Origin of the sequence: Pseudorhodobacter sp. (assembly GCF_034675685.1) — a bacterium.
GTDB lineage: Bacteria > Pseudomonadota > Alphaproteobacteria > Rhodobacterales > Rhodobacteraceae > Pseudorhodobacter.
Window position 1 is genome coordinate 365,523 of the sequence record NZ_JAUCDA010000004.1, and the last position, 26,468, is coordinate 391,990.

At 59.7% G+C, this 26,468-nt stretch carries 26 protein-coding genes and 1 pseudogene; 17 read left to right on the forward strand and 10 right to left on the reverse strand.

Translation table 11 applies throughout. From position 1 onward, the window contains the following. Window positions 1-107: 107 nt before the first annotated feature. Window positions 108-326 carry a YdcH family protein gene (locus tag VDP61_RS05770; RefSeq protein WP_323005985.1) on the reverse strand — a complete coding sequence of 73 codons (219 nt, stop codon included), beginning with the start codon at window positions 324-326 and terminating at the stop codon, window positions 108-110. A 203-nt stretch (window positions 327-529) separates the two neighbouring features. Between VDP61_RS05770 and VDP61_RS05775 the strand changes: the two genes are divergently transcribed. Both VDP61_RS05775 and VDP61_RS05780 read left to right on the forward strand, forming a co-directional pair. Next, window positions 530-943 carry an Hsp20 family protein gene (locus VDP61_RS05775; protein WP_323005986.1) on the forward strand — a complete coding sequence of 138 codons (414 nt, stop codon included), beginning with the start codon at window positions 530-532 and terminating at the stop codon, window positions 941-943. A 17-nt stretch (window positions 944-960) separates the two neighbouring features. Next, window positions 961-1,188, forward strand: a complete 228-nt coding sequence (locus tag VDP61_RS05780; protein WP_323005987.1) for a DUF1150 family protein — start codon at window positions 961-963, stop codon at window positions 1,186-1,188. 42 nt (window positions 1,189-1,230) lie between these two features. On the opposite strand, the gene trxB is transcribed toward VDP61_RS05780, so the two are convergent. Then, window positions 1,231-2,172, reverse strand: a complete 942-nt coding sequence (trxB, locus tag VDP61_RS05785) for a thioredoxin-disulfide reductase (protein WP_323005988.1) — start codon at window positions 2,170-2,172, stop codon at window positions 1,231-1,233. A 182-nt stretch (window positions 2,173-2,354) separates the two neighbouring features. Here trxB and VDP61_RS05790 point away from each other — a divergent pair, with 182 nt between their 5' ends. Beyond that, complete coding sequence (locus VDP61_RS05790) at window positions 2,355-2,855, forward strand: Lrp/AsnC family transcriptional regulator (RefSeq protein ID WP_323005989.1); 501 nt, start codon at window positions 2,355-2,357, stop codon at window positions 2,853-2,855. 544 nt (window positions 2,856-3,399) lie between these two features. Here the strand turns inward: VDP61_RS05790 and VDP61_RS05795 are convergent. The 4 genes from VDP61_RS05795 to lgt form a co-directional block, all read right to left on the reverse strand. Then, window positions 3,400-3,576, reverse strand: a complete 177-nt coding sequence (locus VDP61_RS05795; RefSeq protein ID WP_323005990.1) for a hypothetical protein — start codon at window positions 3,574-3,576, stop codon at window positions 3,400-3,402. 325 nt (window positions 3,577-3,901) lie between these two features. Beyond that, complete coding sequence (pgeF, locus tag VDP61_RS05800; RefSeq protein WP_323005991.1) at window positions 3,902-4,654, reverse strand: peptidoglycan editing factor PgeF; 753 nt, start codon at window positions 4,652-4,654, stop codon at window positions 3,902-3,904. Between the two features lies 1 nt (window position 4,655). Continuing rightward, the gene (locus VDP61_RS05805) at window positions 4,656-5,744 is read right to left on the reverse strand and encodes a class I SAM-dependent methyltransferase (RefSeq protein WP_323005992.1); all 1,089 of its coding nucleotides are present in this window, start codon (window positions 5,742-5,744) and stop codon (window positions 4,656-4,658) included. After that, window positions 5,731-6,615 carry a prolipoprotein diacylglyceryl transferase gene (gene lgt, locus VDP61_RS05810; RefSeq protein WP_323005993.1) on the reverse strand — a complete coding sequence of 295 codons (885 nt, stop codon included), beginning with the start codon at window positions 6,613-6,615 and terminating at the stop codon, window positions 5,731-5,733. The genes VDP61_RS05805 and lgt overlap by 14 nt, the downstream gene beginning before the upstream one ends. Before the next feature lie 204 nt (window positions 6,616-6,819). Between lgt and VDP61_RS05815 the strand changes: the two genes are divergently transcribed. From VDP61_RS05815 to VDP61_RS05830, 4 genes are all read left to right on the forward strand, one after another. Beyond that, the gene (locus tag VDP61_RS05815; RefSeq protein WP_323006045.1) at window positions 6,820-7,065 is read left to right on the forward strand and encodes an accessory factor UbiK family protein; all 246 of its coding nucleotides are present in this window, start codon (window positions 6,820-6,822) and stop codon (window positions 7,063-7,065) included. 69 nt (window positions 7,066-7,134) lie between these two features. Continuing rightward, a complete protein-coding gene (locus VDP61_RS05820; RefSeq protein ID WP_323005994.1) occupies window positions 7,135-8,046 on the forward strand; it encodes a BadF/BadG/BcrA/BcrD ATPase family protein in 912 nt (303 codons plus the stop codon). Window positions 8,047-8,249: 203 nt separating this feature from the next. Then, the gene (locus VDP61_RS05825; protein WP_323006046.1) at window positions 8,250-8,996 is read left to right on the forward strand and encodes an SDR family oxidoreductase; all 747 of its coding nucleotides are present in this window, start codon (window positions 8,250-8,252) and stop codon (window positions 8,994-8,996) included. Window positions 8,997-9,011: 15 nt separating this feature from the next. After that, window positions 9,012-9,860: a fumarylacetoacetate hydrolase family protein gene (locus tag VDP61_RS05830; protein ID WP_323005995.1), complete on the forward strand. Its 849-nt coding sequence runs from the start codon at window positions 9,012-9,014 to the stop codon at window positions 9,858-9,860. A gap of 241 nt (window positions 9,861-10,101) precedes the next feature. Here VDP61_RS05830 and murJ read toward each other — a convergent pair whose 3' ends face one another. The 3 genes and pseudogenes from murJ to VDP61_RS05845 form a co-directional block, all read right to left on the reverse strand. Then, entirely contained in the window at window positions 10,102-11,649 is a 1,548-nt protein-coding gene (gene murJ / locus VDP61_RS05835) for a murein biosynthesis integral membrane protein MurJ (protein WP_323005996.1), read from the reverse strand. Next, window positions 11,646-14,364 (reverse strand): annotated as a pseudogene (locus tag VDP61_RS05840) ([protein-PII] uridylyltransferase). The gene murJ and the pseudogene VDP61_RS05840 overlap by 4 nt, the downstream one beginning before the upstream one ends. A gap of 160 nt (window positions 14,365-14,524) precedes the next feature. Beyond that, window positions 14,525-15,709, reverse strand: coding sequence for a penicillin-binding protein activator (locus VDP61_RS05845; RefSeq protein WP_323005997.1), 1,185 nt, complete (start codon window positions 15,707-15,709; stop codon window positions 14,525-14,527). 86 nt (window positions 15,710-15,795) lie between these two features. On the opposite strand from VDP61_RS05845, the gene rsmI reads away from it, so the two are divergent. From rsmI to gshB, 3 genes are all read left to right on the forward strand, one after another. After that, window positions 15,796-16,713: a 16S rRNA (cytidine(1402)-2'-O)-methyltransferase gene (gene rsmI / locus VDP61_RS05850; protein WP_323005998.1), complete on the forward strand. Its 918-nt coding sequence runs from the start codon at window positions 15,796-15,798 to the stop codon at window positions 16,711-16,713. Beyond that, window positions 16,710-17,063, forward strand: a complete 354-nt coding sequence (locus VDP61_RS05855; protein ID WP_323005999.1) for a YraN family protein — start codon at window positions 16,710-16,712, stop codon at window positions 17,061-17,063. Before rsmI ends, VDP61_RS05855 begins: the two co-directional genes overlap by 4 nt. 61 nt (window positions 17,064-17,124) lie before the next feature. Then, window positions 17,125-18,066, forward strand: coding sequence for a glutathione synthase (gene gshB, locus VDP61_RS05860; RefSeq protein WP_323006000.1), 942 nt, complete (start codon window positions 17,125-17,127; stop codon window positions 18,064-18,066). Window positions 18,067-18,167: 101 nt separating this feature from the next. On the opposite strand, the gene VDP61_RS05865 is transcribed toward gshB, so the two are convergent. After that, a complete protein-coding gene (locus VDP61_RS05865; RefSeq protein ID WP_323006001.1) occupies window positions 18,168-19,685 on the reverse strand; it encodes a YifB family Mg chelatase-like AAA ATPase in 1,518 nt (505 codons plus the stop codon). A gap of 435 nt (window positions 19,686-20,120) precedes the next feature. Here VDP61_RS05865 and VDP61_RS05870 point away from each other — a divergent pair, with 435 nt between their 5' ends. From VDP61_RS05870 to VDP61_RS05900, 7 genes are all read left to right on the forward strand, one after another. Next, entirely contained in the window at window positions 20,121-20,996 is an 876-nt protein-coding gene (locus VDP61_RS05870) for an RNA polymerase factor sigma-32 (protein ID WP_323006002.1), read from the forward strand. Continuing rightward, window positions 20,996-21,814 (forward strand): ChaN family lipoprotein, encoded by an 819-nt coding sequence (locus VDP61_RS05875; RefSeq protein ID WP_323006003.1) that lies wholly within the window; start codon window positions 20,996-20,998, stop codon window positions 21,812-21,814. Before VDP61_RS05870 ends, VDP61_RS05875 begins: the two co-directional genes overlap by 1 nt. Window positions 21,815-21,962: 148 nt before the next feature. Next, window positions 21,963-23,174, forward strand: a complete 1,212-nt coding sequence (gene coaBC / locus VDP61_RS05880; protein WP_323006004.1) for a bifunctional phosphopantothenoylcysteine decarboxylase/phosphopantothenate--cysteine ligase CoaBC — start codon at window positions 21,963-21,965, stop codon at window positions 23,172-23,174. A gap of 72 nt (window positions 23,175-23,246) precedes the next feature. Further along, window positions 23,247-23,714 (forward strand): dUTP diphosphatase, encoded by a 468-nt coding sequence (gene dut / locus VDP61_RS05885; protein WP_323006005.1) that lies wholly within the window; start codon window positions 23,247-23,249, stop codon window positions 23,712-23,714. Beyond that, on the forward strand, window positions 23,711-24,748 hold the full coding sequence (locus tag VDP61_RS05890; RefSeq protein WP_416236491.1) for a HesA/MoeB/ThiF family protein: 1,038 nt from the start codon (window positions 23,711-23,713) through the stop codon (window positions 24,746-24,748). Before dut ends, VDP61_RS05890 begins: the two co-directional genes overlap by 4 nt. 125 nt (window positions 24,749-24,873) lie before the next feature. After that, window positions 24,874-25,653 (forward strand): transporter substrate-binding domain-containing protein, encoded by a 780-nt coding sequence (locus VDP61_RS05895; protein WP_323006006.1) that lies wholly within the window; start codon window positions 24,874-24,876, stop codon window positions 25,651-25,653. Window positions 25,654-25,665: 12 nt separating this feature from the next. After that, a complete protein-coding gene (locus tag VDP61_RS05900; protein WP_323006007.1) occupies window positions 25,666-26,463 on the forward strand; it encodes an amino acid ABC transporter permease in 798 nt (265 codons plus the stop codon). Window positions 26,464-26,468: the final 5 nt, after the last annotated feature.

The window sequence follows — 26,468 nt, forward strand, 5'->3', positions numbered from 1 at the left end:
GGAGCAAAGCCCAAGCCCGGTGCGTTTCGTGTGAAAAAAGCTGGATAGGCCTATCGCCGGCCGCTTGGCCCCGTTGGAAGGCTGGCTATGTAAGCATTCTTGGTGGGTTAGGCGATGATGTCGGGAATCAGTTCATCCTCAATCTTCACGATCTGCTCTTTCAGGCCAAGCTTTTGCCTTTTCAGACGGCGCAGCATTAGCTGGTCCGGGTTCACGCGGGCCTCAATTGCCAAAATGGCCTCGTCGAGATCGCGATGCTCACGTTGCAGCACGGCCAGACGAATGCGGAGCATTTCGTCAAAATTCAGTTCAGAAGATACGTTCATATGGGTGTGATCACTGAGTTGGTTATTCCATTGCTGGTGACACTATAGCGCAGATCAGGAAGAATTGTGCGAAAACTGTTGGCAGATGCAAAGGGTCGCACCTCTTGCAGCGCTGTGCGATGCCCCCCATATTCATGCTGTGCGGGTGCCTGTGATCTGGGGCCCGGAATGACTGAACTGTCGCTTTGTAAAGGACAATTCCGATGACGAAACTAAGCTTTGGGGCGCATCCCCATCTACTGGGCTTTGAACAACTGGAGAGGCTGGTTGAACGGACCGCCAAAACCGCAGCCGAGGGCTATCCGCCTTTCAACATAGAGGCGGTGTCGGACAATGATTATCGCATCACGCTGGCCGTCGCAGGGTTTCGTGATGCCGACCTGAGCATCACAGTCGAGAATCGCCAGTTGGTTGTGCGGGGCCGTCAGGCCGAGGATGACACCGAGCGGCTATTCTTGCATCGCGGAATTGCGGCGCGCGCGTTTCAGCGTTCGTTCGTTTTGGCCGAAGGGGTGGAGGTGGCCCGCGCCGGGTTGGAGCATGGCCTGCTGCACATTGATCTTCGTCGTGCGCTGCCGGATGTCGTTGTGCAAACTATCCCGATTGATCGTCGTTAAGAAGGAAAGGAAACGCCATGGATACGCCTTTCGAAAAACTGCGACTTGCGGGTGACAAGATTGTTTATGTGCGCGCGGTCGAGGTTGCCGACCTGCCGCGAGAGCTGCGCGAACAGGCCGAGGGTTTGACCCGGATTTATGCCGTGCATCGCGGCAATGGCGATCGGCTGGCGCTGGTTGCCGATAAGACCCTGGCCTTTGCTTTGGCCCGCCAACATGATCTGGCCCCGGTAAGCGTGCATTAAAGCAGGCAACTGGCCGAGGTTTGCGCCTCGGCCTTTTGTGTTTCAATCCAGTTCAGCCAGAAACCGTTCGGCATCCAGCGCCGCCATGCAGCCCATACCCGCCGACGTGACGGCTTGCCTGTAGACGTGGTCGGTCAGGTCGCCAGCCGCAAACACACCGGGAATAGAGGTCAGCGTGGTGCCCGGCTTTACCTTGACATAGCCGCCGTTGTGCAATTCAAGCTGATCCTTGACAAGCTCTGAAGCTGGGGCGTGGCCGATGGCAACAAAGAAACCGGTGCAGGGAATATCGGTAACCTCGCCGGTGTTCACGTTTTTGGCCCGCACTGCAGTCACCCCCAATGGGCTTTCATCGCCCAGCACTTCCTCGACCGAATGGTTCCAGAGCATTTCAATCTTGGGGTTCTTGAACAGCCGGTTTTGCAAGATCTTTTCGGCACGCAAGAAGTCGCGGCGATGGATCAGCGTTACTTTGCTGGCGAAATTGGTCAGGAACAGGGCTTCTTCAACGGCGGTATTGCCACCGCCGATCACGACAACCTCTTTGCCGCGGTAAAAGAAGCCGTCGCAGGTGGCGCAGGCTGAAACGCCAAAGCCCTTGAACTTTTCTTCCGATGGCAGGCCCAGCCATTTGGCTTGTGCGCCAGTGGCCAAAATAACCGCATCGGCGGTGAAGGTGGTGCCGCTGTCGGCTTGCGCGGTGAAGGGGCGTTTTGATAGATCGAGGCTGGAAATATAATCCGAGACAACCTCGGCACCCATTGCCTTTGCATGGTCTTCCATCCGCACCATCAGGTCGGGGCCCTGAACCTGGGTATCGCCGGGCCAGTTTTCAACCTCGGTCGTGATGGTCAACTGCCCACCGGGCTGCAAGCCCTGAACCAGAATCGGGTTTGTCATGGCACGGGCGGCATAGATGGCGGCGGTATAGCCTGCCGGACCCGAGCCGATGATCAGGATTTTGCTGTGACGCGTTTCGGCCATGATGTCCCCCAAAGGAATTGCTTTGCTACCCATATAGAGGCTGAGGGCAGGGGCGAAAACCCCCCAAGCCGCCGCAGGAGGGAGATGACAATAACTTGCGCAATGTTGAAATATTATTGCGCAAACCGGGTGGAAAACATATGGTCCGCAGCGAAACGCTGCAACATAAAGGAACGAAATGTATGGCTGGCTCGAAACTGGATTTGATCGACCGCCAGATCCTTGCAGAATTGCAGGCAGATGGGCGCATGACCAATGTGGAATTGGCAAAACGTGTTGGTATTTCCGCCCCACCCTGTTTGCGCCGCGTGCGCACCTTGGAAGAGGCGGGCTATATCAAAGGGTATCACGCCAATATTGATGCGCGTGAAATGGGCTTTGAGGTGCAGGTCTTTGCCATGGTGCGCCTGCATAGCCAGGCCGAAGGTGATCTTTCGGCCTTTGAGGCGCGTTGCCGTGCTTGGCCGTTGGTGCGCGAATGTCACATGCTGAACGGCGAGATTGATTTTATTCTGAAATGCGTCGCGCCGGATCTTTCGACATTTCAAAGCTTTCTGACCGGTGATTTGTTGAAAGCCGAAAACGTGGCCAGCGTGAAAACCAGCCTGGTGATCCGTGGCGCCAAGGATGAGCCGGGTGTCCCGTTTGAGGTTTTGGAAGAACGGCTGAACCGGAATGCCTGAGGGCCTGCAAGGCCGTGTTCGGCACTGGGCTACCGCCAAAAACGGATAGTCCGGCGCAGGCGACAAGCAGCCAGCTTAAATGATCGTTCAATACAAAAAAACGGCCCCTTGATGACACGCCAGAGGAGCATGTCAGGGCCGCCTTTTTTGAAACCTGGCCGTTTTGACGGGAAGGGTGCCTTGGGCCTTGATGCCCTATGGTCTTACCGCTCTTGCCGCCCGAACCTCCGTATCGCGACACGCTTTGGCGCGTCACCCTTGGAAAATGGCGTAATTGAGGCGGGTTGTCAAAGTTTATTCTTAGTTTAACGGATTGTTGACGACAATCGCGGTGCTACTTTGGCATTGTTGCCACAACAGCATAGAAGGTGGCGGGGCCGAGGCTGGAACCTGGGGAACGCCCTGCATTTGATTCGGGCTATGGCTTTCGGTGGCTGTGCGCGTTGGGAATAAGCATGGCAGCCTTGCTGGGGAAAAAGACCGGATCGCGCTTTGACCATGATTTGAAACCAGCCTGGCGCGTGATATGTTGAAAGGGCTGACCTCAGGCAAAGCCCTGCAAGCCACCTTGGCGGGTCTTTGAAACGGATGGCACAGGTGTTGGGGCCACACCCAATTTGAAGGCCGCCGTTCTGCGGCGGTTGCTATGCTGAAAGGGCAAGGCTGGATGCGCGCCTTTGCTTGCGATGATGATGGATGTAAGCCAGCGGTGCTTGGTCATGGTCTGCTCCTGATTATTTGGTTTTATGCGTTGGCGACGGTGGGCGTGATCAAGGCGATTGTGGCAGGGCAATGGGGCGTAGATGGGGCAAGATTTGCCTTACTTTGAAAATATCGGCATTGGGGCTGGCCAGGATAGGGTGTTGCGAAACACATTGCGGCCATTTGCGAGGTCAGTGGCTTGTATGCCCCGCCTTGCCGTCAATCGGTATCAGATGGCAGGCAAGGGGCGCGACCGAAACAAGATGAAATTCGGGATTCTCCGCGCATGGAGCGATGGAAACTGGCAATGGATGGCGTCGTGCCGCTGTGGCACCCTGGCCTGATTATAACCGGATCACCGAGATCAACCGCCCGTAATCCGCCTCACCCAGATGCGTGGTGCGACGGTATGAAAAAAATCGGTCGGGGTCGGCATAGGTACAGTGGTGGGTCCATTCGGTATGGCCAATCCCCGCAGCCCGTAACCGGGCAAGGCCGAAAGCCGGCAGGTCAAACAGCGTGCGATCGCCCTTTCCGGCAGCAAAGAATCGGGCGTGTTCGGGAGAGTCGTCGATGAAGGCTTCGACAAATTCCGGGCCTACCTCATAGGCCGCTTGCGAAATGCAGGGGCCAATAACGGCGGTTGTGTGGGCGCGATTGGCCCCCAATGCCTCCATAGCGGCCAAGGTTGCCTCCAGCACGCCATCCTTGACACCGCGCCACCCGGCATGTGCGGCCCCGATAACACCTGCCGCCGGGTCAGCAAACAGCACCGGCTGGCAATCGGCGGTCAGAATACCCAGCACCAGCCCCGGTGTTGCCGTCACCATCGCATCAGCATGCGGGCGGTTTTCCAGCGGCGCGGTCAGGGTGACAACTTTGGCGGAATGCACCTGATGCAGGGTTTGCAGATGCTCTGGTGCCACCTCCAGCGCTGCCGCCACACGGGCGCGGTTGATGGCAACCGCCTCGGACAGATCGGTGCTGCCGGGCCCGCAGTTGAGCCCTTGAAAGATGCCCGAAGACGCACCGCCTTTGCGGGTAAAAAACCCGTGGCGAACAGGGGCAAGCGCGTCAGCCGTCAGAATCTCAAGCATGTCAGTCAAACCCCGGTGGCGCTGGGCTGTGGGCGGCGTAAAGGGCCAGCGCTTTGAACAAACTTCCCATTTCCTCGGGCCGGGTCAAGCGTTGTGTGGCCGCGAGGTGGTTTTCCAGGGATGCCCCCGTCAGATTGCGGGATAGACGTTCGGCCCGCGCGCCGATGCCCAGACGCGCCAGCAGCGCGCCTTGGTCCGTAAGGCCCGTGGCGAGCGCGGGGTGTGCCGCCTGTGCCAGCGCTTCAAAATCCACATGCGCTGTCAGGTCGGCGTGGCCCGCTGCGGCAAAAGGGTCGGCAAAGCTGTGATTGCGCAGCGCTTGCAGCGTGTCGCCCCTGGACCGCCAGTTGCCATAGTCGATGATCAGCGCGGCACCGCCATGGGCGGTTATCTGCGCCCCGATTCGCGCCAAAATTGGCGTGGCCTCGGGCCTTGTTTCAACCACATCGCCGGGCTTGGTGTCATCCAGCCGATGGGCCAGGGCAGGCAAGGCCAGCGGGGCGGCATAGCCCTTTGCCAGCGCGCCTTGCGCCACCCCGACAATGGTTTCGCACCAGCCGTCGATATGGCGGGTAAATTGGCGGATCGGCAGGGCATCAAAAAACTCATTGGCGATCAGGAAAAGTGGGGCGTCATCCGGCAGGGCTTCAATGCTGTCGGCCCAAGTCACCGAAAAACCGGCGAGGGCGACTTGCTGTGCGTTGCGCAGGCTGGGCGAGGCCTCGACCAGATGCAAGCCTGCGGCGGCATGAAACCCCGGCACGGCGCGGGTGGCCCGCAACAGGTCGGCCATCAGCGTGCCCCGACCGGGGCCGAGTTCGGCGAGGATGAAACGGGGCGGTGCACCCTGATCAACCCAGGCCTGCGCAAGGCAAAGGCCCAAAAGCTCTCCGAACATCTGGCTGATTTCGGGCGCGGTGACAAAATCGCCTGCCCGGCCCAGCGGGTCGCGGGTGGTATAATAGCCATGCGCGGGGTGCAGCAGGCATGTCGCCATATAATCGGCCAGCGCTATGGGGCCCGAAGCGGCTATCCGGGCTTTCAGCAGGGTTTCAAGCGCAGTTTCGGATGTGGAATCAGGCTTTGGCACGGCGCGCCCACCAGATCAGGGCCAGCCCCACGACAATCATCGGCATTGAAAGGGTTTGCCCCATCGTCAGCCCATATCCGCCCATATGAAACGCCAGCCCAAGCGGGTTGCCCTGGCTGACAAACTGCGCATCGGGCTGGCGAAAAAACTCTACCAAGAACCGCGCCGCACCGTAACCGGCAAAGAACAGGCCCATGATCTGGCCCGGACAGCGCAGCCAATTGCGCGCATAAACCAGCCACAGCAAGGCGGCGCCCAGCAACAGCCCCTCTAACCCCGCCTCATAAAGCTGGCTGGGGTGGCGGGCGCAAACGCCCAGCACATCGGGGCAATATTGCGCAGCATCGCCGGGAAATGCGACGCCCCAGGGCATGTCTGTCGGGCGGCCCCAAAGTTCGGCATTGATGAAGTTCGCGATCCGGCCCAGCAGCAGGCCGGGCGGGGTTGCAAGCGCCAAAAGATCGGCTGCGGGCAAGAGCGGAATTTTTTCGGACTTGAAGAACAGGTAGGCTGCCACCACAACGCCAAGAAATCCGCCATGAAACGACATGCCCCCCTGCCAGACTTTCAAAACCTCAAACGGATGCGCAAGATAGTAGCCGGGCTGATAAAACAGCACGAACCCAAGCCGGCCACCCAATATCACCCCCGCAATCACCCAAGTCAGCAGGCGTTCCACCTGCTCAGACGTCATCGGTGGGGTGCCCGCCCATAACCGCGGCGTGGCAATGGCATGCAAGACCAGCCGCCAGCCGATAACCAGCCCTGCGATATAGGCCAGCGCATACCAACGCAGCGCAAAGGTCATGCCGCCAAAGCTGATCGAGAAAAGCTCGGGCGAGAGATTGGGAAAGGCGATATAGCCTTGCATTGCGAAATCCTTTTACGGCCGGATAGCCCCGGTTGGCGCTGTGGTTTCAGGGGAAGCCAGGGCCTCGGTTCGGTGTGGCAGGTTGTCGGGTGCGGGGGCGGTGATGTCAACCAATTCGCTGTGTGCCGCTTGCCCCGGCGGCGATGCATCGCCATATAGGAAACAGAGATGAACAATGATCCCGGCATCACCAAGGAGGCCCCAATGCAGACCCGCAACAAGTTTTTTGACGACGTGTCGCAACTGATGACCAATGCGATGGGCGTGGCACAAGGTGCCAAGACCGAGGCCGAAACCGCGATGAACAGCATGGTCGACCGCTGGCTTGCCGCCCGTGATTTCGTGACCCGCGAAGAATTTGACGCCGTGCGGGCGATGGCGCAAAAAGCACGCGAAGAAAACGAGGCGCTGTCGGCGCGTCTGGCAGCATTGGAAGCCAAATCCAGCTAAGCTGTTCGCGCTTGGCATTGGGCCAAACTGTATTGAAAATCGCTGAACCCTGTGTCGCTGGGATCGACTATGCAAACCGATGCGCGCCCCCTTGTGAATGATCCGCTGGTGAACGCCCCTTTCGTGATTGGTTGTGACGGCGGTGGCACAGGTTGCCGGGTTGTTGTGGCCGATGCCTCGGGGCGGGTTTTGGCGCAGGCCCAGGGGGGGCCGGCAAATGTGACCTCGGATTTCGCGCTGGCGATTGTGAACCTGCGGGCAGCGTTGACAGGGGCCGCCGCGCAACTGGGCCTGGGCCTGCAAGACCTGTTGGGCGGCGTTGCGCATTTTGGCCTTGCCGGCATGCAGACGCCGCAAGACGCTGCACGGGTTGCGGCCGAGTTTCCCTTTGCACGGGTTTGCGTGACCGAAGACAGGCAGATCGCGGTTGCGGGCGCTTTGGGCACTGCGGACGGGGTTTTGTTCGCCCTGGGCACGGGTACGATTATCGCCGCGCAGCGTAGGGGCCAAACGATGCGGATTGGCGGCTGGGGCCTGCAGCTTTCTGATGATGCGTCGGGTGCCTGGCTGGGGCGGGGTTTGCTGCAACGGGTGGTGCTGGCCCATGATGGGATGGCCGGGTTCAGCCCGCTTGCATCGGCTTGTTTCAAGGGGTTCGGGGATGACCCAAGGGCGCTGGTGGCTTTTGCCGCCACGGCTCGGCCCGCCGATTATGCGCGTTTTGCCCCTGAAATAATCGCCGCAGCGCAGGCTGGCGATGCGGTGGGGCTGGCGCTTATGCAGCAAGGGGCGGCCTATTTGGCCCGTGCGCTGGATGTATTGGGGTTTGCGCCGCCCGATGTGCTGTGCCTGTCTGGTGGCGTAGCCCCGCATTACGCGCCCTATTTGCCCGAGCATGCGCAAAAGGCGATCATTGCGCCTTTGGGGCAAGGCGCTGATGGGGCGCTGCGTTTGGCCTTGAATTTGACGGCACGGCCCTGACGGCGCAAGGCCGAACGGCAGGGTATGGGGGCTGCAGCCTGTTCGCAGATCCGGCGGTCAGGCGCCGGGCGCGCCGGTGTACGTTATCGGAAACCGAGATTATTTCCAACCGATACCGTCTTGCACAGTTGACTCGCCCCCTGAAACCATGGCCCCTGTAATCTGGTATGGTACTTCTGGCGCGCTCAGAATTCAGAGAGGACATCATGGCTAGACTTTCAGGGAAACGGGCCTTTGTAACGGCCGCAGGGCAGGGTATTGGCCGCGCCGCAGCGCTGGCGATGGCGCGCGAGGGGGCGCAGGTGATCGCAACCGATATAAACCCCGACAGCTTGGCCAGTTTGGCTGCCGAAGGCGTGGAAACCCATCTGTTTGACGTGCGTGATCCGGCTGCGGTTTCAGCAATGGCGGCACAGGTTGGCGCGGTAGAGGTCTTGTTCAATTGCGCGGGCTTTGTTGCCCATGGCACCATTTTGGACTGTGACGAGGATCAGTGGGCCTTTAGCGTTGATCTGAATATGACCGCGATGTACCGCATCACCCGCGCCTTCTTGCCTGCGATGCTGGCCAATGGCGGCGGCTCGATTATCAATATGTCCTCGGTCGCCTCGTCGATTATCGCTGCGCCAAACAGGTTTGTGTATGGCGCGACCAAGGCGGCGGTAATCGGGATGACCAAGGCGATTGCCGCCGATTTCATCACGCAGGGCATCCGCTGCAATGCCATTTGCCCCGGCACCATCGACAGCCCCTCGCTGGAACAGCGCATGCGCGATCTGGGGGCGGGCGATTATGCGGTTGGCCGGGCCGCCTTTATTGCGCGTCAACCCACGGGCCGCCTTGGCACTCCGGATGAGATTGCCAATCTGGTGGTGTATCTGGCGTCAGATGACAGCAGCCTGACCACCGGCGCCGCCCATGTGATTGATGGCGGTTGGACAAATACATAACGGAAAGGAACCAAGATGAAACTTTTGCGTCACGGCCCACGCGGCCAGGAAAAGCCGGGAATTTTGGCGGCGGATGGCACGATCCGCGATCTGTCGGCCCATGTGAACGACATTGGCGGGGGGGCGCTTTCGGATGCGGCCTTGGCCAATCTGGCCAAGATTGATACCGCGGCGCTGCCGGTCGTGGATGCGGGCACCCGGCTGGGGGCCTGTGTGGCGGGGACCGGCAAGTTTATTTGCATCGGGCTGAACTATGCCGATCATGCCGCCGAAAGCGGGCTTGCCGTGCCGCCAGAGCCAGTGATCTTCATGAAGGCGACCAGCGCGATTTGCGGCCCGAATGATCCGGTGATCATTCCGCGCGGGTCGCAAAAGACCGATTGGGAAGTAGAGCTTGGGGTGATCATCGGCACCAAGTGCAAATATGTCAGCGAGGCGGAGGCGCTGAATTATGTCGCGGGTTACTGCGTTTCCAATGATGTGTCGGAGCGGGCGTTTCAGACCGAGCGGGCGGGGCAATGGACCAAGGGCAAATCTTGCGATAACTTTGGCCAGATCGGGCCCTATCTGGTCACGCGGGATGAGGTTGCAGACCCGCAAAACCTTGCCATGTGGCTGACCGTGAATGGCAAAAAGATGCAGGACGGCTCTACCAGGACCATGGTTTACGGGGTGGCGCATGTGGTGGCCTATCTCAGCCAGTTCATGACGCTTCATCCCGGCGATGTGATTTCAACCGGCACCCCGCCCGGCGTGGGTATGGGGATGAAGCCGCCGCAATATCTGCAACCGGGTGATGTGGTCGAACTGGCGATTGAGGGTCTGGGGCAGCAACGTCAGGATGTGATTGCGGACCAGGCCTGAGATGCCCTGAAGCGTTCCGCCTTGACCCTACTCACATATCTCTGCCTGAAAATCAAATATTTCAACGTGTTGTGTGACAGGCCCTGTTTCAAGTTCAAGGCGAAACGCCATATTCGAAGCCAATATCGCACGGCGGCACAGCAAAGGCTTTGCCGCCGCAAACCCCCTTGGGTTTGCGGCCGGGCCCAACCTTGAGGCGATGGGGCCTGCAAGGCCCGTCAACGAATGGCGGGAGCAGCCCCTAGCGATCTTTACGCCGCATGTTGGCTTTGAAATCAGACAAGCGAAACGCACCGATCAGGGCACCGATGCCGAAATAGCTGACGATTCCGGCGATCACCAGCGCAAGCAACGCCAGATAGCGCAGCCCTTGCTGCGCAAGATAGGGTTGCAACAGCAGGGACAGGCCCCAAAGGCAGGCCCCCATCGCCAGCGAGGCGATGATGATGCGTGGCACGCGGTTGCGCAGGCGGGCATCAAATTGCGCGGCGGGACCCATTTTTCGTGCGCCATGCCAAAGCTGAAAAAGCATGACCCATGCCGATAGCGTGGTCGCCCATGCCGCCGCTGCAAAGCCGATCAGCGGCACCATTCCGACCGCGATACCCAGGTTCACAACCATCGAGATCACCGCGAAATAGAAGGGCCGGCGCGTGTCTTCGCGCGCGTAATACAGCGGTTGCAGCACCTTTTGCAGCACAAACGCGGGCAGGCCGAGCCCATAAATCGCCAAGGCAAGGGCGGTTGGCGCGGTGTCGCTTGCGTCAAACGCGCCGCGTTCAAACAGCACGGAAATCAGCGGGTAGGCGATGACCATCAGCGCCACAGCCGAGGGCAATGTCAGCGCCAACGCAAATTCAGTGCCACGGTTATAGCTGCTTTGTCCGCCTGCCTCATCCCCCGCCCGCAAGCGACGCGACAGATCGGGCAGCAACACCGTGCCGATTGCGATACCCACAACCCCCAGCGGTAACTGATACAGCCGGTCGGCATAGGTCAGCCACGCCACGGCACCTTCGGTAAACGAGGCCACCTGCCGCCCCACCAGCAGGTTGATCTGCACCACGCCACCTGCCAGCACCGCAGGCGCGGCGATCATCGCCAGGCGCTTCAGCTCTGGCGTTATCCGCGGCCAGCGCGGCACCAGCGTAAACCCAGCCTGCCGCGCCCACCACCATGCAAAGGAAAACTGGGCAACGCCGGTTACCGGCACCGTCCAGGCCAGCGTCAGCCCCATGTCCCAGCCCCGATAATCGGCCAAAAACATCGCGGCGATAAAGATCAGGTTCAGCAAGACCGGCACAAAAGACGCTTCGGTAAAGCGGCCCATCGTGGTCAGCACCCCTGACAACAGCGCAACCAATGAGATGAACAGGATATAGACAAAGGTGATGCGACCGTAATCCACCGCCAGATCAAACCGCGCATCCCCGACAAACCCCGAGGCCATCAGCCAGACCAGCCACGGCATCGCCAGCGTACCGATCAAGGAAAACACGACCAGCATCGCAGCCAGCGCCGAAAACGCATCACGGGCAAAGCCGTGCGGATCATCCCCCGCCTCCAGCTTTTTGGCAAACAGCGGCACGAAGGCCATGTTGAACGCGCCTTCCGCGAAAAAGCGGCGGAACATGTTGGGTAAGGAGAAGGCAATCAAAAACGCCTCGGCGACCGGGCCGGTGCCCAAATAGGCCGCCATCATCACATCACGGGCAAAACCCACGCCACGACTTGCCAATGTCCAGCCGCCCACGGTCAGGAAGCCAGAGACCAGTTTGATCGGCTTCATGCCTTTGCCCTTTCGGTGCCGTCGATAATGGCCTGGCGTAGTTTACGTTCCAGCGCGTCTTGTTTGGCTTTGGTGTGCAGCTTCAACCCGAACATATCCTTGACATAGAAACTGTCGACAACCTGCGCGCCAAAGGTCGCGATAACTGCGCTGGCAATATAGATATTGTTCGCCGCCAATGTGCGCGTCAGGTCATACAGCAGGCCGGGGCGGTCACGGGTATCAACTTCGATGATCGTGTAAATCTCGGACCCTTCGTTGTCGAAGGTGATATGGGTCGGAAAACGGAACTCGCGCTCGCGCTTTTTTACCTTGTCGCGGTCGGCCAACGCGTCGCGGGCCACGACCTCGCCTCTCAGGGTTTTGTCGATGATTGAACGCAGGCGGGGCAGGCGGCTGGCCTCATACGGGTGCCCCTCGGAATCCTGTACCCAGAATACGGCGGTGGCCCAGCCATCCTTGGAGGTATAGGTACGCGCATCCACCACATTCGCACCAACAAGGGCCAAGGCACCGGCCAGCCGCGAAAAGATGCCGGGATGATCGGCCAGCGCAAAGGCGGCGCGGGTGGCGTCACGGTCGGCATCAGGGTGCAGGTCTATGCGGATTTCATCCTCGGTGATGCCATGCAACAATTTGGCAAATACGACTTGAGTTTCGGTGGACAGGCCTTGCCAATAGGCTGGATAATGGCGGGCAAGTTCGGCGCGCACCTCTTTTGTTTCCCAGTCGGCCAGCTTTTCTTTCAGCAGTTTCTTGGCGGCATCGGCGCGGTTTTCGCGGTTCAGCGTTTCCAGCCCGCCTTCCAGCGCCGTCGTCGTATCGCGATAAAGCTGCCGCAGCAGCATCGCTTTCCAGTTGTTCCAGGTGCCAGGCCCGACACCGCGAATATCGCAGACGGTCAGCACACACAGCAGGTCCAGCCGCTTGCGGGTTTTCACCAGTTTGGCAAAGTCGCGCACGGTGCGCGGGTCTGACAGATCGCGCTTTTGCGCCACATCCGACATCAGCAGATGATAGCGCACCAGCCATTCCACGGTTTCACATTCCTCGGGGTTCAGGCCAAGGCGGGGGGCAACCCGGCGCGAGATCTGGGCGCCCAGGATAGAGTGGTCTTCGGGGCGGCCCTTGCCGATATCATGCAACAACAGGGCAATATAGATCACCTTGCGATTCACCCCTGCATTCAAGATGCCAGAGGCGACGGGCAATTCTTCGACCAGCTCACCGCGCTCAATCTGCGCAAGAGTTCGAGATGCATTGGATCGTATGCTCATCTACCGTGTAGTGGTGGTAGACGTTGAATTGCATCATTGCCACGATCGCCTCAAATTCAGGGATAATGGCCGAAAGCACGCCCAATTCGTTCATCCGGCGAAGCGAGCGTTCGGGGTTGCCGTGTTTGAGCAAGAGATCGTGAAAAATGCGCAGGGCTTCGCGGTTGGTGCGCAGATCCTCATCAATCAAATGCAGATTGGCGGTGATGGCGCGCATGGCAACAGGGTGGATCAGATAGCCAGTGCGCAGCGCCTCTTCGAAAATCCGCAGCAGGTTCAGGGGGGCGGCTGCAAGATCGGCGCCAGTGCCGAACACGATGCGGCCCTGTTCCAGCGCAAAGCCATATTTCAGCTTTTTGCGGCGACGAAAAAGGCCGATCAGCCTTGGTTCGGATTTGGCGTGCCTTGCCTCTAGCTGTGTCAGGAAAATGCGGGTCAGTTCGCCAACGCGGGTGGCATGACGAAAATAATCTTGCATGAAATGCTCGACCCCGCGGCGCCCGGCACTGTCGGCATAGCCCATGCGGGCGGCCACTTCGACTTGCAGATCAAAGGTAAGCCGATCCATCGCCCGCCGTGTGATGTAATGCAAATGACAGCGTACATCCCAAAGAAAATTTTCGGCGACAGCAAAGAGGTCGTATTCGTCCTGGGTCAGCAGTCCGGCCCTGACCAAACCCGAGGCGGATTGGACCTCATGCAGGTATTTCCCGATCCAATACAGGGTTTGCAGATCGCGCAGCCCGCCCTTGCCCTCTTTGACATTTGGCTCCAGCACATAGCGTTGGCCGCCTTGGCGTTTGTGCCGCTGGGTGCGTTCGGCAAGTTTCGCCTCAATGAATTCCGGGCCGGTTTTACGGAAAAGATCGGACCAGAGGCGGGTGCGCAGGTCGCGGGCCAGGGGTTCATCCCCGGCCAGAAAACGGCGTTCCAGCAAGGCGGTGCGGATGGTGATATCTTCTTGCGCCAGCCGTATGCAATCATCGACTGTGCGGGTTGAATGGCCGACCTTCAGCTTAAGATCCCACAGGATATAGAGCATTGATTCGATAACCAATTCCGCCCATGGCGTGACCTTGTACGGGGTCAGAAACAGCAAGTCGACATCGGAATAGGGGGCCATTTCGGCGCGCCCATAGCCGCCAACCGCAACCACCGCGATACGTTCGGCCTCGGTTGGGTTGGCGACAGGGTGCAAATGAGTGGTTGCCACCAGTAATACAGTGCTGACAATGCGGTCGGTCAGCCAGGCATTGGCGCGTATCAACTCGCGCGCGGCATGGGGCTTGGCGCGGAATGCCGCCTCCAGCCGGGTATCGGCCGCGGCAAGGGCGGCGGCCAGATGGCGCACTGCAATCGCGCGGGCCTCGCGCCCGGCGGCCTGGTCGGTGGTGGCGATATCCGTTGCGATCTGGTCCAGCACTGCCGGGGCATCCATGATCTGATCTGGTGACAGGATCAAATCGTGAAAGCCAAGCTGCGGCAGGCTGGGAAACGGGATACCCGCCGATGGTTCGGCGGGTAGGGTTGGGGCCGCTTTGGTGCTGGGCATATATACTAGATCCGTATGAAAGCGGCGGTTTGAAAACGGGCCGGGCTTAGAACCCGGCACCGCCAAAGCTGCGAGGGGCGGCATCAATTACAACCACCTGATTGTTGCGGATCTGGGCAATCGCAAGCCCGCGTTCATTGGTGCCATCGCTGCGCAGCCGGAAAATGCCGTTGACACCAACAAAGCCAGACCCTTGGGTCAGGGCTTGCGCTGTCAGCGCGCCGGCATTGCCGCGCTTGACCAAGGCCCCAATCGCGGCAATCCCATCATAGGCAAGCCCCGAAATCGGATGCGGAGCCTCGCCGAAGGCGGCTTGATAACGGGCCTGATATTGCTGGTAAAGCGCTGGGTCAGGCATGGCAAACCACCCCCCCTGCACACCGGGCAGGCCAAGGGTTGCCGTCGGAATATCCCAGCGGGTCAGGCCGATAAACTGTGCCACCGATGGATCAATCCGGTTGTCTCGCAGCAACTGGGTCAGCAGCGGCAGCGCGCCAGCGGTATCGGCAGTCATAAACACCGCCTGGGCCCCGGAACTGCGCACCTGGCTTGCGATCTCGGGGGCGGCATTGATGATGCCATTTTGCGAAAACTCATAGCCGACGCGGGCGACCACTGATCCGCCGGCATTGGCAACACCGCGTTCAATTGCCACTCGCCCGATTTCACCGGCAGCCGTGCGGTCATTCACGACCATGACGCTGCGCTTGCCCTGACTGACAGCAAAGGAAGCAAGCCGGTTGGCGGTATTTTGAAAGGTTGGGCCAAGCACAAAGACATTGCCACCGGCAATATCGGTATTATTGGAAAAGGACAGCACATTGACCCCGCGCGAGGCAACGGCAACGCCCGCCGCATTGGCGTTTTGGGCAAAAACCGGACCGAGGATGATCCTGGCCCCTGCATCCACCGCCTGGATGGCCGCCGCTTGCGCCCCCGCAGGCTTGCCGCCGGTGCTGTAGACGCGCAGGTCAATCTTTACATTGCCAAGATCCGCAATGGCGAGCCTGGCCGCGTTTTCCAGCGACCGTGCAAGCAGTTCATCCCCCGCAGAGCCCGATCCCCCTGGCACCAAAAGAGCAACCGGCACCGGGGCCGAGGTGTCAATTGACGGCCCGCCCCCGCCGACCGCAACAGGCTGACAACCCGCCAGGGCCAGGACAGCGGCCCCGGCCGCAGGTATCGCCAAGCGCGTCAATGACTTGCGGGCAGCATTTAAAAACGACAACATATGGGTCCCTCATTCCGGTGGTACTGCGGTCGCGTTGATCCTATGCGTTCCGGGGAATGAAGTAAACTTTCTAAGGGAGTGGCGCGATGGAGGCTGAGCGAACAGAGGCGGATGAGGTGACGCGGTCTGCGGCCGGGTTTCGTCCCGACCCGCGCCCTTTGGCACCGGGGCTGTATTTTGTGTCTACCCCGATCGGGGCGGCGCGCGATATCACCTTGCGGGGGTTGGATATTCTGGCGAAAGCAGATGTGCTTGCCGCCGAGGACACCCGGACATTGAAACACCTGATGGAGATTCATGGTGTGGCGCTGGGGGGGCGGCATATCTTTGCGTATCATGATCACAATGGCGAGATGATGCGCCCCAAATTGCTGCGGGCATTGGCCGAGGGTAAATCGGTGGCCTATGCGTCCGAGGCCGGAACACCTTTGGTTGCAGATCCCGGTTTTCAACTGGGGAGAGCCGTGATCGCAGAAGGATTGCCCGTTCTGGCCGCCCCCGGTGCCTCGGCGGTGCTGGCAGCGCTGACGGTTTCAGGCTTGCCAAGCGATCGTTTCTTGTTCGCAGGCTTTCCGCCCGCCCAGGCAGGAGCCCGGGCGCGCATGCTGGAAGAGCTGAAAAATACCCCGGCGACGTTGATATTCTACGAATCTCCCAAAAGGATTCACCGAATCTTAGCTGAACTGAACGAGGCTTGGGGAAATGAACGAGAGGCAGTGGTTTGCCGCGAATTGACGAAGCGGTTCGAAGAGGTGTCTCGAGGGACCTTGGGCAGCTTGGCTGCTGAATTTGAAGGGCGTACGGTAAAAGGCGAAGTCGTGCTTTTGGTCGGGCGCGCGATTTTTGCGCCTCCGACCGCCGAATTGGTTGAAAGCTGTCTGCGGGGGTATTTGGTCGATATGTCAGTAAAGGATGCGGCGGCGGCGGTGGCGGTTGAACTGGGCCTGCCCAAGCGCGATGTTTATCAATTGGCGTTGAAGCTGGCAAAGGAGGAGGGGAAATGAGCGGATTGACATCTTATCATGCGGGGCTTGCAGCCGAAACCTCGGTGCAGCGGCATTATGCCGATGCGGGTGGGGTTTTGGCCGCCTCGCGTTGGCGTGGAAAATCAGGGGAAATTGATCTCGTCATGCGAGAGGGGGCGGCGGTGGTTTTCATTGAAGTCAAGAAAGCTGCAACCCATGCCGAAGCCGCTTTGCGTCTGACATCCCGCCAAATGGCCCGGATTTACGCTTCGGCGGCAGAGTTTTTGGCGGGTGAACCCGCAGGCCAGAACACCGAAAGCCGTTTTGATGTGGCATTGGTCGATTCCTACGGGCGTATTGAAGTATTGGAAAACGCCTTTATCGGGTGAAGAAAACTTGTGAAGGCGCGGCACATGCGGCAAGTAGGGGCATTACATAAGGGGATGCGCCATGGGCCTGAAAGTTGCTTTGCAGATGGATCCGATCGGATCTGTGAATATTGACGCTGATAGTACCTTTCGGGTCGCGATTGAGGCGCAGGCGCGTGGGCATTCGCTTTTTTTCTACACGCCGGATAAATTGGCCTACCGAGAAGGGCGTGTCATTGCCCGCGGGTTCCCGATTGAGGTGCGGCGTGAGCAGGGGAACCACGTTACCTATGGGGCCGAGGTTGACGTTGATCTGGCCGATTTTGACGTTGTTTGGCTGCGGCAAGACCCGCCGTTTGACATGGGCTATATCACCTCGACGCATCTGCTGGATATGATCCACCCAAAGACTCTGGTGGTGAATGATCCGTTTTGGGTGCGGAATTTTCCTGAAAAGCTGTTGGTTCTGCGTTTTCCAGATTTAACGCCACCGACGATGATCGCGCGGGATTTGCAGATGATACGGTCGTTCAAAGCGGAGCATGAAGATATTATCCTCAAGCCGCTTTACGGGAACGGAGGGGCGGGGGTTTTTCGGCTTGGGCGGGATGACCGCAACCTGTCATCTTTGCATGAACTGTTTTCCAGTATCAACCGAGAGCCTTTGATCGCGCAGAAGTTTTTGCCTGCGGTATCCAAGGGTGACAAGCGGGTGATTTTGGTGGATGGCGAACCAGTTGGGGCAATCAACCGCGTCCCACAGCCGGGCGAAACGCGGTCCAATATGCATGTTGGCGGTCGCGCCGAGAAGGTGGAGTTGACCGCGAGGGATCGAGAGATTTGCGACCGCATCGGGCCTACGCTGCGCGACAATGGCCAGATTTTTGTCGGCATTGATGTGATCGGGGACTGGTTGACCGAGATCAACGTAACCTCGCCCACTGGTATTCAGGAATTGGAGCGGTTTGATGGCACGAACACCGCCGCCAGGATTTGGGATGTGATTGAAGCCAAACGGGCATAGGCCCAATCGGCTACCGCTATCGGCCGCTTTGCCGCGATGCTTTTGAAGCTGGCTGGCATGCAAGGGGCGGGAGTTTTAGGCGGTGAAAGCTTCGGCCACTTTCAGGTCTCTTTCGTGCCGATGGCGAGGCGGAAGCTGACCGCTTCGGCAACATGCGGGCTATGGACATTTGCCGAATGGTCCAGATCGGCGATGGTACGGGCGACACGCAGCACGCGATGATAGCCACGGGCTGAAAGGCCAAAGCGTTCTGCGACGCGGGTCAACAGCGCCTTGCCGGCGGCATCGGGGGTGGCGATTTGTTCCAGTAACGCGCCTTCGGCCTCGGCATTCACGCGCACACCGTCTGCACCTGAGAACCGTTTGGTCTGAATGGCGCGGGCATCGGCGACGCGGGCGGCGATAGTGGCCGAGCTTTCACCGGTGCTGGGCAGATCGAGGTCGGAAAAGGCCACCGGTGGCACCTCGACCCGCAAATCAAATCGGTCCATCAGCGGGCCGGAAATGCGGCCAAGATAATCTTCACCACAGAGGGGGACACGGGCGCAGGCGCGGGCGGGGTCGGCCAAATAGCCGCATTTGCAGGGGTTTGCCGCGGCGATCAACAAGAAACGGCAGGGATAGCGGACATGGGCATTGGCGCGTGCAACCACAATCTCGCCAGTCTCTATCGGTTGGCGCAGGGTTTCCAGCACCGGACGGGAGAATTCTGGAAACTCGTCCATGAACAACACACCGTTATGTGCAAGGCTGATCTGCCCCGGTTTTGCGCCACGCCCACCACCCACAATGGCCGCCATCGACGCGGTGTGATGCGGTTCGCAGAACGGGCGTTGGCGTGAAATGCCGCCCTCTGAAAGCAGCCCCGCCAGCGAATGGATCATGGAGGTTTCAAGCGCCTCAACGGCGGAAAGCGGTGGCAAGATGCTGGGCAGGCGCGCGGCAAGCATGGATTTTCCAGAGCCGGGAGAGCCAACCATCAGCAAATGGTGCCGCCCTGCTGCTGCAATCTCCAGCGCACGCTTGGCGCGTTCCTGGCCCTTCACATCGGCAAAATCGCGGCTGTGGGTTTCGGGTTTCACCTCGCCCGCTTCGGCGGGGGTAATCGGGGCCTGGCCGGTGTAATGACGTACGACTTCGTCCAGGGTCGCGGCACCCAGAACCTGGGTTGCGCCGACCCAGGCCGCCTCGGCGCCGCAGGCACGGGGGCAGAGCAGGCTGCGGCCCTCTTCGGCGGCGGCCATGGCGGCGGGCAGGGCCCCGATGACCGGCACCAAGCGCCCATCCAGTGACAATTCCCCCAGTGCCACAGTGTTTTCCACCACATCGCGCGGGATGATTTCCAGCGCGGCAAGCAAAGCCATCGCGATGGGCAAGTCGAAATGGGAGCCCTCTTTGGGCAGGTCGGCTGGCGACAGGTTGACCGTGATGCGTTTGGACGGCAGGGCGATGGACATCGAGGCCAGCGCGGCGCGGACGCGTTCGCGGGCCTCGGATACGGCTTTGTCGGGCAGGCCGACGATGGCAAAACTTGGCAGGCCGGGGGCCAGGGCGCATTGAACCTCGACGATTCGCGCCTCTACCCCTTCAAAGGCCACTGTAAAGGCCCGTGCGACCATTGCTGCAACTCCTGTTAACCTTGATTAATCAGTAGGGGAGCAATGGTTTACGAAGTGTAAATTGTTCTGCGAATTGTCGCAGGCCGTGAAATTCTGGCCAGGCTTTGGGGCGGCCACGGGGGGGCGTGGCAAAGGGCGTTGTAAAGGGCGTGGCAAAACCCCGGCTGCGCGCTCTGCCCTTGGGACAGCGCGGCTACAGCGTTCCGCCTTGGGCCTGAAGCACATATCGCTGCCTGAAATCATGGATTTCAATGTGTTATGTGATAGGCCTTGTTTCAAATCCACGGCGAATCCACGGCGAAGCGCTCTATCCATCGCGTAAGGTGATGGCGGGGAACCTTTTTGAGTGTGGTTCGTTGTGATCCAACAGGTCTGATCCTGCGTATCATGGGGGAAAGCAAAAAGTTAACGATGATTTTGAAGGGGGGGTCTTGGATGGCACAAGCTGCGTATAGTGATCAAACCATGTCACGCCAGGCGATGAAGGCGGAATTATTGGATGCCGAGACGGAATTGCGGCTGGCCTATGCGTGGCGTGACCAGCGCGATGAGGCGGCCTTGCATCGGCTGATAACAGCCTACATGCGGCTTGCAATCAGCATGGCATCGAAATTTCGCCGCTACGGCGCGCCGATGAATGACCTGATCCAAGAGGCATCCTTGGGCCTTATGAAAGCGGCGGACAAGTTTGACCCTGATCGCGGTGTGCGGTTTTCGACCTATGCGGTGTGGTGGATAAAGGCCAGCATCCAGGATTATGTGATGAGAAACTGGTCGATGGTGCGAACAGGATCGACCAGCAGCCAGAAGGCGCTGTTTTTCAATCTGCGTCGCGTGCAGGCCAAGATAGAGCGTGAGGCAAATCAGCGCGGCGAGGCGCTTGATGGGCATCAGTTGCGCGCGATGATTGCCAGCGAAATAGGGGTGCCGTTGCAGGATGTCGAGATGATGGATGGTCGGCTTTCCGGGTCTGACCTTTCGCTGAATGCCACCCAATCGGCCGAGGATGAGGGCCGCGAATGGATTGACGCGCTGGAAGATGAGGGTGTGCAGGCGGCAGATCTGGTTGAAAACAGCCATGATACCGCGCATCTGCGCAGTTGGCTTGTCAAGGCGATGGGCGATCTGACCCCGCGCGAACGCTTTATCGTGACCGAACGCAAATTGCGGGATGAGGGGCGCACGCTTGAGTCCCTGGGTGTGGAGCTTGGTTTGTCAAAAGAGCGTATCCGCCAGTTGGAGGCTGCCGCTTTCATCAAGTTGCGCCGGAGCCTTGAAACGCGCACCCAAGAGGTGCATCATTTCTTGTGATGAAAAGATTCAGCTTCTTGTTGGCGATGGTGGTCCCGTTTTTGGGCAGTTCTGCGCATGGGCAACAGGTCGGGCTGATGGATTTGCCTGCAACCGCCCCCGGTCAAATTGTGATTATCGGTGAAGTGCATGACAACCCGACGCATCACGTTACCCAAGCGGAATTGATCGCGCGTTGGCGACCTGCGGCAGTGGTGTTTGAAATGCTGACGCCCGAACAGGCAAAATCTGTCGAAGCAGTGGATCGTAAAGATCAGGTGGCAATGGCGGGTGCTTTGCACTGGGACGGCTCGGGTTGGCCTGATTACAGTCTGTATCATCCGGTTTTTGCGGCCTCGGGCACTGCGCGCCTATATGGCGCTGCACTGCCCCGGACAGAGGTGCGGCGCGCAATGAAGGAAGGGGCTGCCGCAGTTTTCGGGCCAGACTCGGCGCGTTTCGGTCTTGCAACGCCGCTGCCCCAAGCCGAGCAATCGGCCCGCGAAGCCGATCAATTGGCCGCGCATTGCGATGCTCTTCCCGCCAACTTGCTGCCGGGTATGGTTGAGGCGCAGCGCCTGCGTGATGCAGGTTTTGCCCGAACCACGCTGACCGCGCTGCATGAGACGGGCGGCCCGGTTGTCGTGATCACCGGCACCGGCCATGCCGACAGGCTGCGGGGCATTCCCGCCGCCCTTGCCACGGCGGCCCCTGACGTCACGGTTTTCAGCATCGGTCAAATGGAAGGTGCGCCCGGCACCGCCCCCCCCTTCGACCGTTGGATCATCACCGCCCCAACCCCGCGTGAAGACCCCTGTGCGGCTTTTGCAAAACCCTAGCCAAACCCAGCCCGTGAATGGGGCAAAGGCGTAAAAGCCTGCGCTTGCGCTTTTGCCCCCTGTCTCTTGCCAATACCGCGGCGAAAGCCGTTCACCTTGCCGCGAAATGGCGCTAGAGTGATTTGGATATTTGCAAGGACGGACCCCCATGCTGGTTGGCAAACGCATTCTTCTTATCATCGGCGGTGGCATTGCGGCGTTCAAATCGCTTGATCTGATCCGCCGTTTGCGTGAACGCGGTGCCAGCGTGACGCCGGTTCTGACCCAGGCGGGCGCGCAATTTGTTACGCCGCTGTCGGTTTCAGCCCTTAGCGGGTCAAAACTGTATCGCGATCTGTTTGACCTGACGGATGAGGCGGAGATGGGGCATATCCAGCTGTCACGCTTGGCAGATCTGATTGTGGTGGCCCCGGCAACGGCGGATCTGATGGCGAAGATGGCGCAGGGCCGCGCTGATGATCTGGCATCGACGCTGCTTTTGGCGACGGATACGCCGGTTCTGATCGCGCCTGCGATGAATGTGCGGATGTGGCAGCATGCCGCGACCCAGCGCAATCTGGCCACGCTGCGCGGCGATGGTATTCGGTTTGTCGGCCCGAATGAGGGCGATATGGCTTGCGGTGAATTCGGGCCGGGGCGCATGGCGGAACCCATGGAAATTGTTGCGGCAATCGAGGCGGGCATTGGGGCGACGCAGGCCGGAGGGCCGCTGACCGGCAAGCATGTTCTGGTAACCTCTGGCCCCACGCATGAGCCGATTGACCCGGTGCGCTATATCGCAAATCGGTCTTCGGGCGCGCAGGGCAGCGCCTTGGCGGCAGCGCTGCGCGATATGGGGGCGCAGGTGACCTTTATCACTGGCCCGGCCAGCGTCGCGCCGCCAGATGGGGTTACGCTGCGCCCGGTCGAAACCGCCGCGCAAATGTACGCCGCCGTCAAGGCGGCTTTGCCCGCCGATGCCGCGGTTTTTGCCGCCGCCGTGGCTGATTGGCGGGTGGCAAATGCGGCAGAGTCAAAAATGAAAAAGGATGGGTCCGGCAAGGCCCCAGCCCTGGAATTTGCCGAGAACCCCGATATTCTGGCAAGCATTTCCCAAATGAAGGCGGGGCGGCCCGGCCTTGTCGTGGGCTTTGCCGCCGAGACAGAGGATGTGATCGCGCATGCAAGCGCGAAGCGCCTGCGCAAAGGCTGTGATTGGATCGTTGCCAATGATGTCTCGCCGGCAACCGGTATCATGGGGGGGGCTGAAAATGCCGTGACGGTGATTTCGGCTGCAGGGGCGGAAAGCTGGCCCCGCATGACCAAGGTCGAGGTCGCACAGCGATTGGCGGCGCGCATCGCACAGGCGCTGGCCGGGTGATGTAATCTTGGCAAGACAGGTTGCCTGCGGCAAAAATATATCAGGGAATGGGTGAATGAAAATGGGGCGAGGATGACTCCGGTCTTGCAATTCATGTGGGAAGATTGGGCAGACCGGGCGTTTGGCCTGCCACGTTATGAAACCGAAGGGGCTGCAGGGGCTGATATTCGCGCAAATCTGCGGCCCGAGGATCGGGCGGCAGGTATCACCCTAGCCCCGATGGCGCGGCTGATTGTGGCGACCGGGCTGCGGGTTGCGATACCGAAGGGCTATGAAATGCAGATCAGGCCGCGTTCTGGTTTGGCGTTGAAGCACGGCATTAGCCTGCCCAACACGCCAGGCACGATTGACAGCGATTATCGCGGGCCTTTGGGGGTTGCGTTGATCAACCTTGGCACCGCTGCTTATCTGATTTCGCATGGTGACCGGATTGCGCAAATGGTGATTGCCCCGGTGGTGCAAGCGCGGTTCGAAGCCGTCGAGGCGCTGTCGGCAACAACGCGGGGGGCCGGAGGATTCGGCTCTACAGGGCGATCATGATCGGAATTTTGGGCTTTTTGGTGCTGGCTGTTGCCGTTGGTGGGCGCTATCTGCCTGCCAGGCCGGGGATGGCGCTTGCGGTTTTCTGGTGGGCGATTCTGGTATTGGCCCATTCACCGCTGGTTGCGCATCCCAACGGTGCGGCAGCCCTTTTGGGTGGTAATTTCACCGCCTGGCTTTTGGCTGGGATGTTGGCGGTGCCCGTGATCGGCTATCGCTTTGGCTTGCAGGCCTTGCGCCGCAAGATTGCCGCCAAAACGCTGGCACCAGCCAGGCCAGGGGCGTTTCAGCCGGTCGAGCTGGAGCGGTACGCGCGTCATATCATGTTGCGAGAGATTGGCGGGCAGGGCCAGCGCAAGCTGAAGGACGCCAGCGTTTTGGTGGTCGGCGCGGGCGGTTTGGGCAGCCCGGCGCTGCTTTATCTCGCGGCATCGGGCGTTGGGCGCATTGGGGTGATTGACCCGGATGTGGTCGAAAACTCCAATCTGCAACGGCAGATCATCCATACGGATGGGCGTATCGGCATGCCAAAGGTTCATTCGGCGGTGGCGGCAATGGCGGCGTTGAACCCGTTTTTGGACCTGCGGGCCTATGCCCGGCGGGTGGATGCCGAGGCCGGGGGTTTGTTTGCCGACTATGATCTGATCCTTGACGGTACCGATAATCTTGACACACGCTATCTGGTCAATCGTTTGGCTGTTGCGGCTGGCAAACCCCTGATTGCGGCGGCAATAACGCAATGGGAAGGGCAGATCAGCCTTTATGATCCCGCACAGGGTGGCCCTTGTTTTGAATGTATTTTCCCCAATCGCCCGGCCCCCGGAATGGTGCCAACCTGTGCCGAGGCCGGCGTTGCCGCCCCGCTGCCGGGGGTGCTTGGCGCCATGATGGCGATGGAGGCGGTGAAATATGTGACAGGCGCCGGGCAAAATCTGCGGGGACGCTTGATGATTTATGACGGGCTCTATACCGAGGCACGCGTGATCGGCACCAAACCGCGCGAGGGTTGCAAGGTTTGCGGCGCAAGTCGATGACATGTTTATACCAAGTTCGTTCCTACCGTCTGGGGGGATCGCTGTAGTGCCAATCTGCTGACGCACTGGACATTCCCGACCCTGAAGCTAACCTGTCGCAACGCCTTCAAACCGGAGCCTGATACATGAAACTCACCGCCACCTTCGGCCTTTTGGCCCTTCTTGCGATGCCTGCCTTTGCGGCTGAACTGCCCGATCTGGGTGGGAAAGAGATTGTCGTCGTCACCGAAAACGCCTATCCGCCCCTGCAATTCATGCAAGACGGTGTGGCGATGGGGTGGGAATATGATGCGCTGGCCGAGATCGCCAAGCGGCTGAACCTGAAAGTTGGCTATGAAAACATCAGTTGGGATGCGATGATCCCGGCTGTTTCAGAAGGCCAGTTCGACATGGGCATGACCGGGATCACAATTCGCGATGATCGCAAGGAAAAGGTTGATTTTTCTGATGCTTATATGCGCTCTGAAATGGTCATGCTGGTGCGCGGCGATGAGAACCGCTTCACCGATGCCGCAAGTTTTGCCGCCAATCCCGATCTGCTGATGGCCGCACAGCCCGGCACCACCCCGTTTTATGTGGGCGTCTATGAGGTGCTGGACGGAAATGAGGCCAACCCCCGCATCAAGATGTTTGAAACCTTTGGCGCGGGTGTGCAGGCCTTGCGCAATGGCGATGTGGACCTGTCGCTGACCGATAGCACGGGCGGGGCTGGCTATGTTGCGGCCAGCGACGGCAAATTGAAGATCGTTGGCGATACTTTGGGGGCCGAGGATTTCGGATTTATTTTCCCCAAAGGGTCGGCGCTTGTGGCCCCGATCAATGCCGCGATTGCTGCCATGCGGGCTGATGGCACGATGGATGCGCTGAATACCAAGTGGTTCGTAGATTTCAAGGTTGGCGGCTGACGCGGCTGTATCGTGCGGCGTGTGCGTAAATCAGAGCAGGATTTTCCGTGGTGGCTGCTGACCCTTGTGGGGATCGGCAGCTATCTTTTTTGGCGTGTCCTGTCGGATGATCTTTACGCGCAGGTGTTGCAAACCCTGTCCAAGGGCATCGGCATAACGCTGTTTGTTACGATCATAGGCTTTGGCATGGCGGCAAGCCTTGGCCTGCTTTTGGCGCTGGCCGCCGGGTCGCGGCTTTTGGTGATCCGGCAGGTGGCGCGGTTTTATATTGAGGTGGTGCGCGGCGTTCCGATCATTGTTTTGCTGCTTTATGTCGCCTTTGCGCTGGCCCCGGCTTTGGTAGAGTTGTGGAACTGGATCGCGGCCCAACTGGGCCTGAACCCGGTGCGCAACCGCGATTTTTCGCTGCTGTGGCGCGCGATTATTGCGCTGACCATCGCTTATTCCGCCTTTCTGGCCGAGGTGTTTCGGGCAGGCCTTGCTGCCGTCGATCAGGGCCAGATAGAGGCGGCCGAGGCGCTGGGCCTCAATCGCTGGCACAGGTTTCGATTTGTGATATTTCCGCAGGCATTTCGGGTGATTTTGCCGCCTTTGGGCAATGATTTTGTTGCAATGGTGAAAGACAGCTCGCTGGTATCGGTGCTGGGCGTGGCTGATATCACGCAATTGGGCAAGGTGACGGCGGCAGGAAACTTTCGCTATTTTGAGACGTATAATGTGGTGGCGCTGGTTTATCTGACCATGACGATCACCCTGTCACTGGGCTTGCGCAAGCTGGAAACACGGATGCGGCGGGGGCATGATCGTTAAACCGG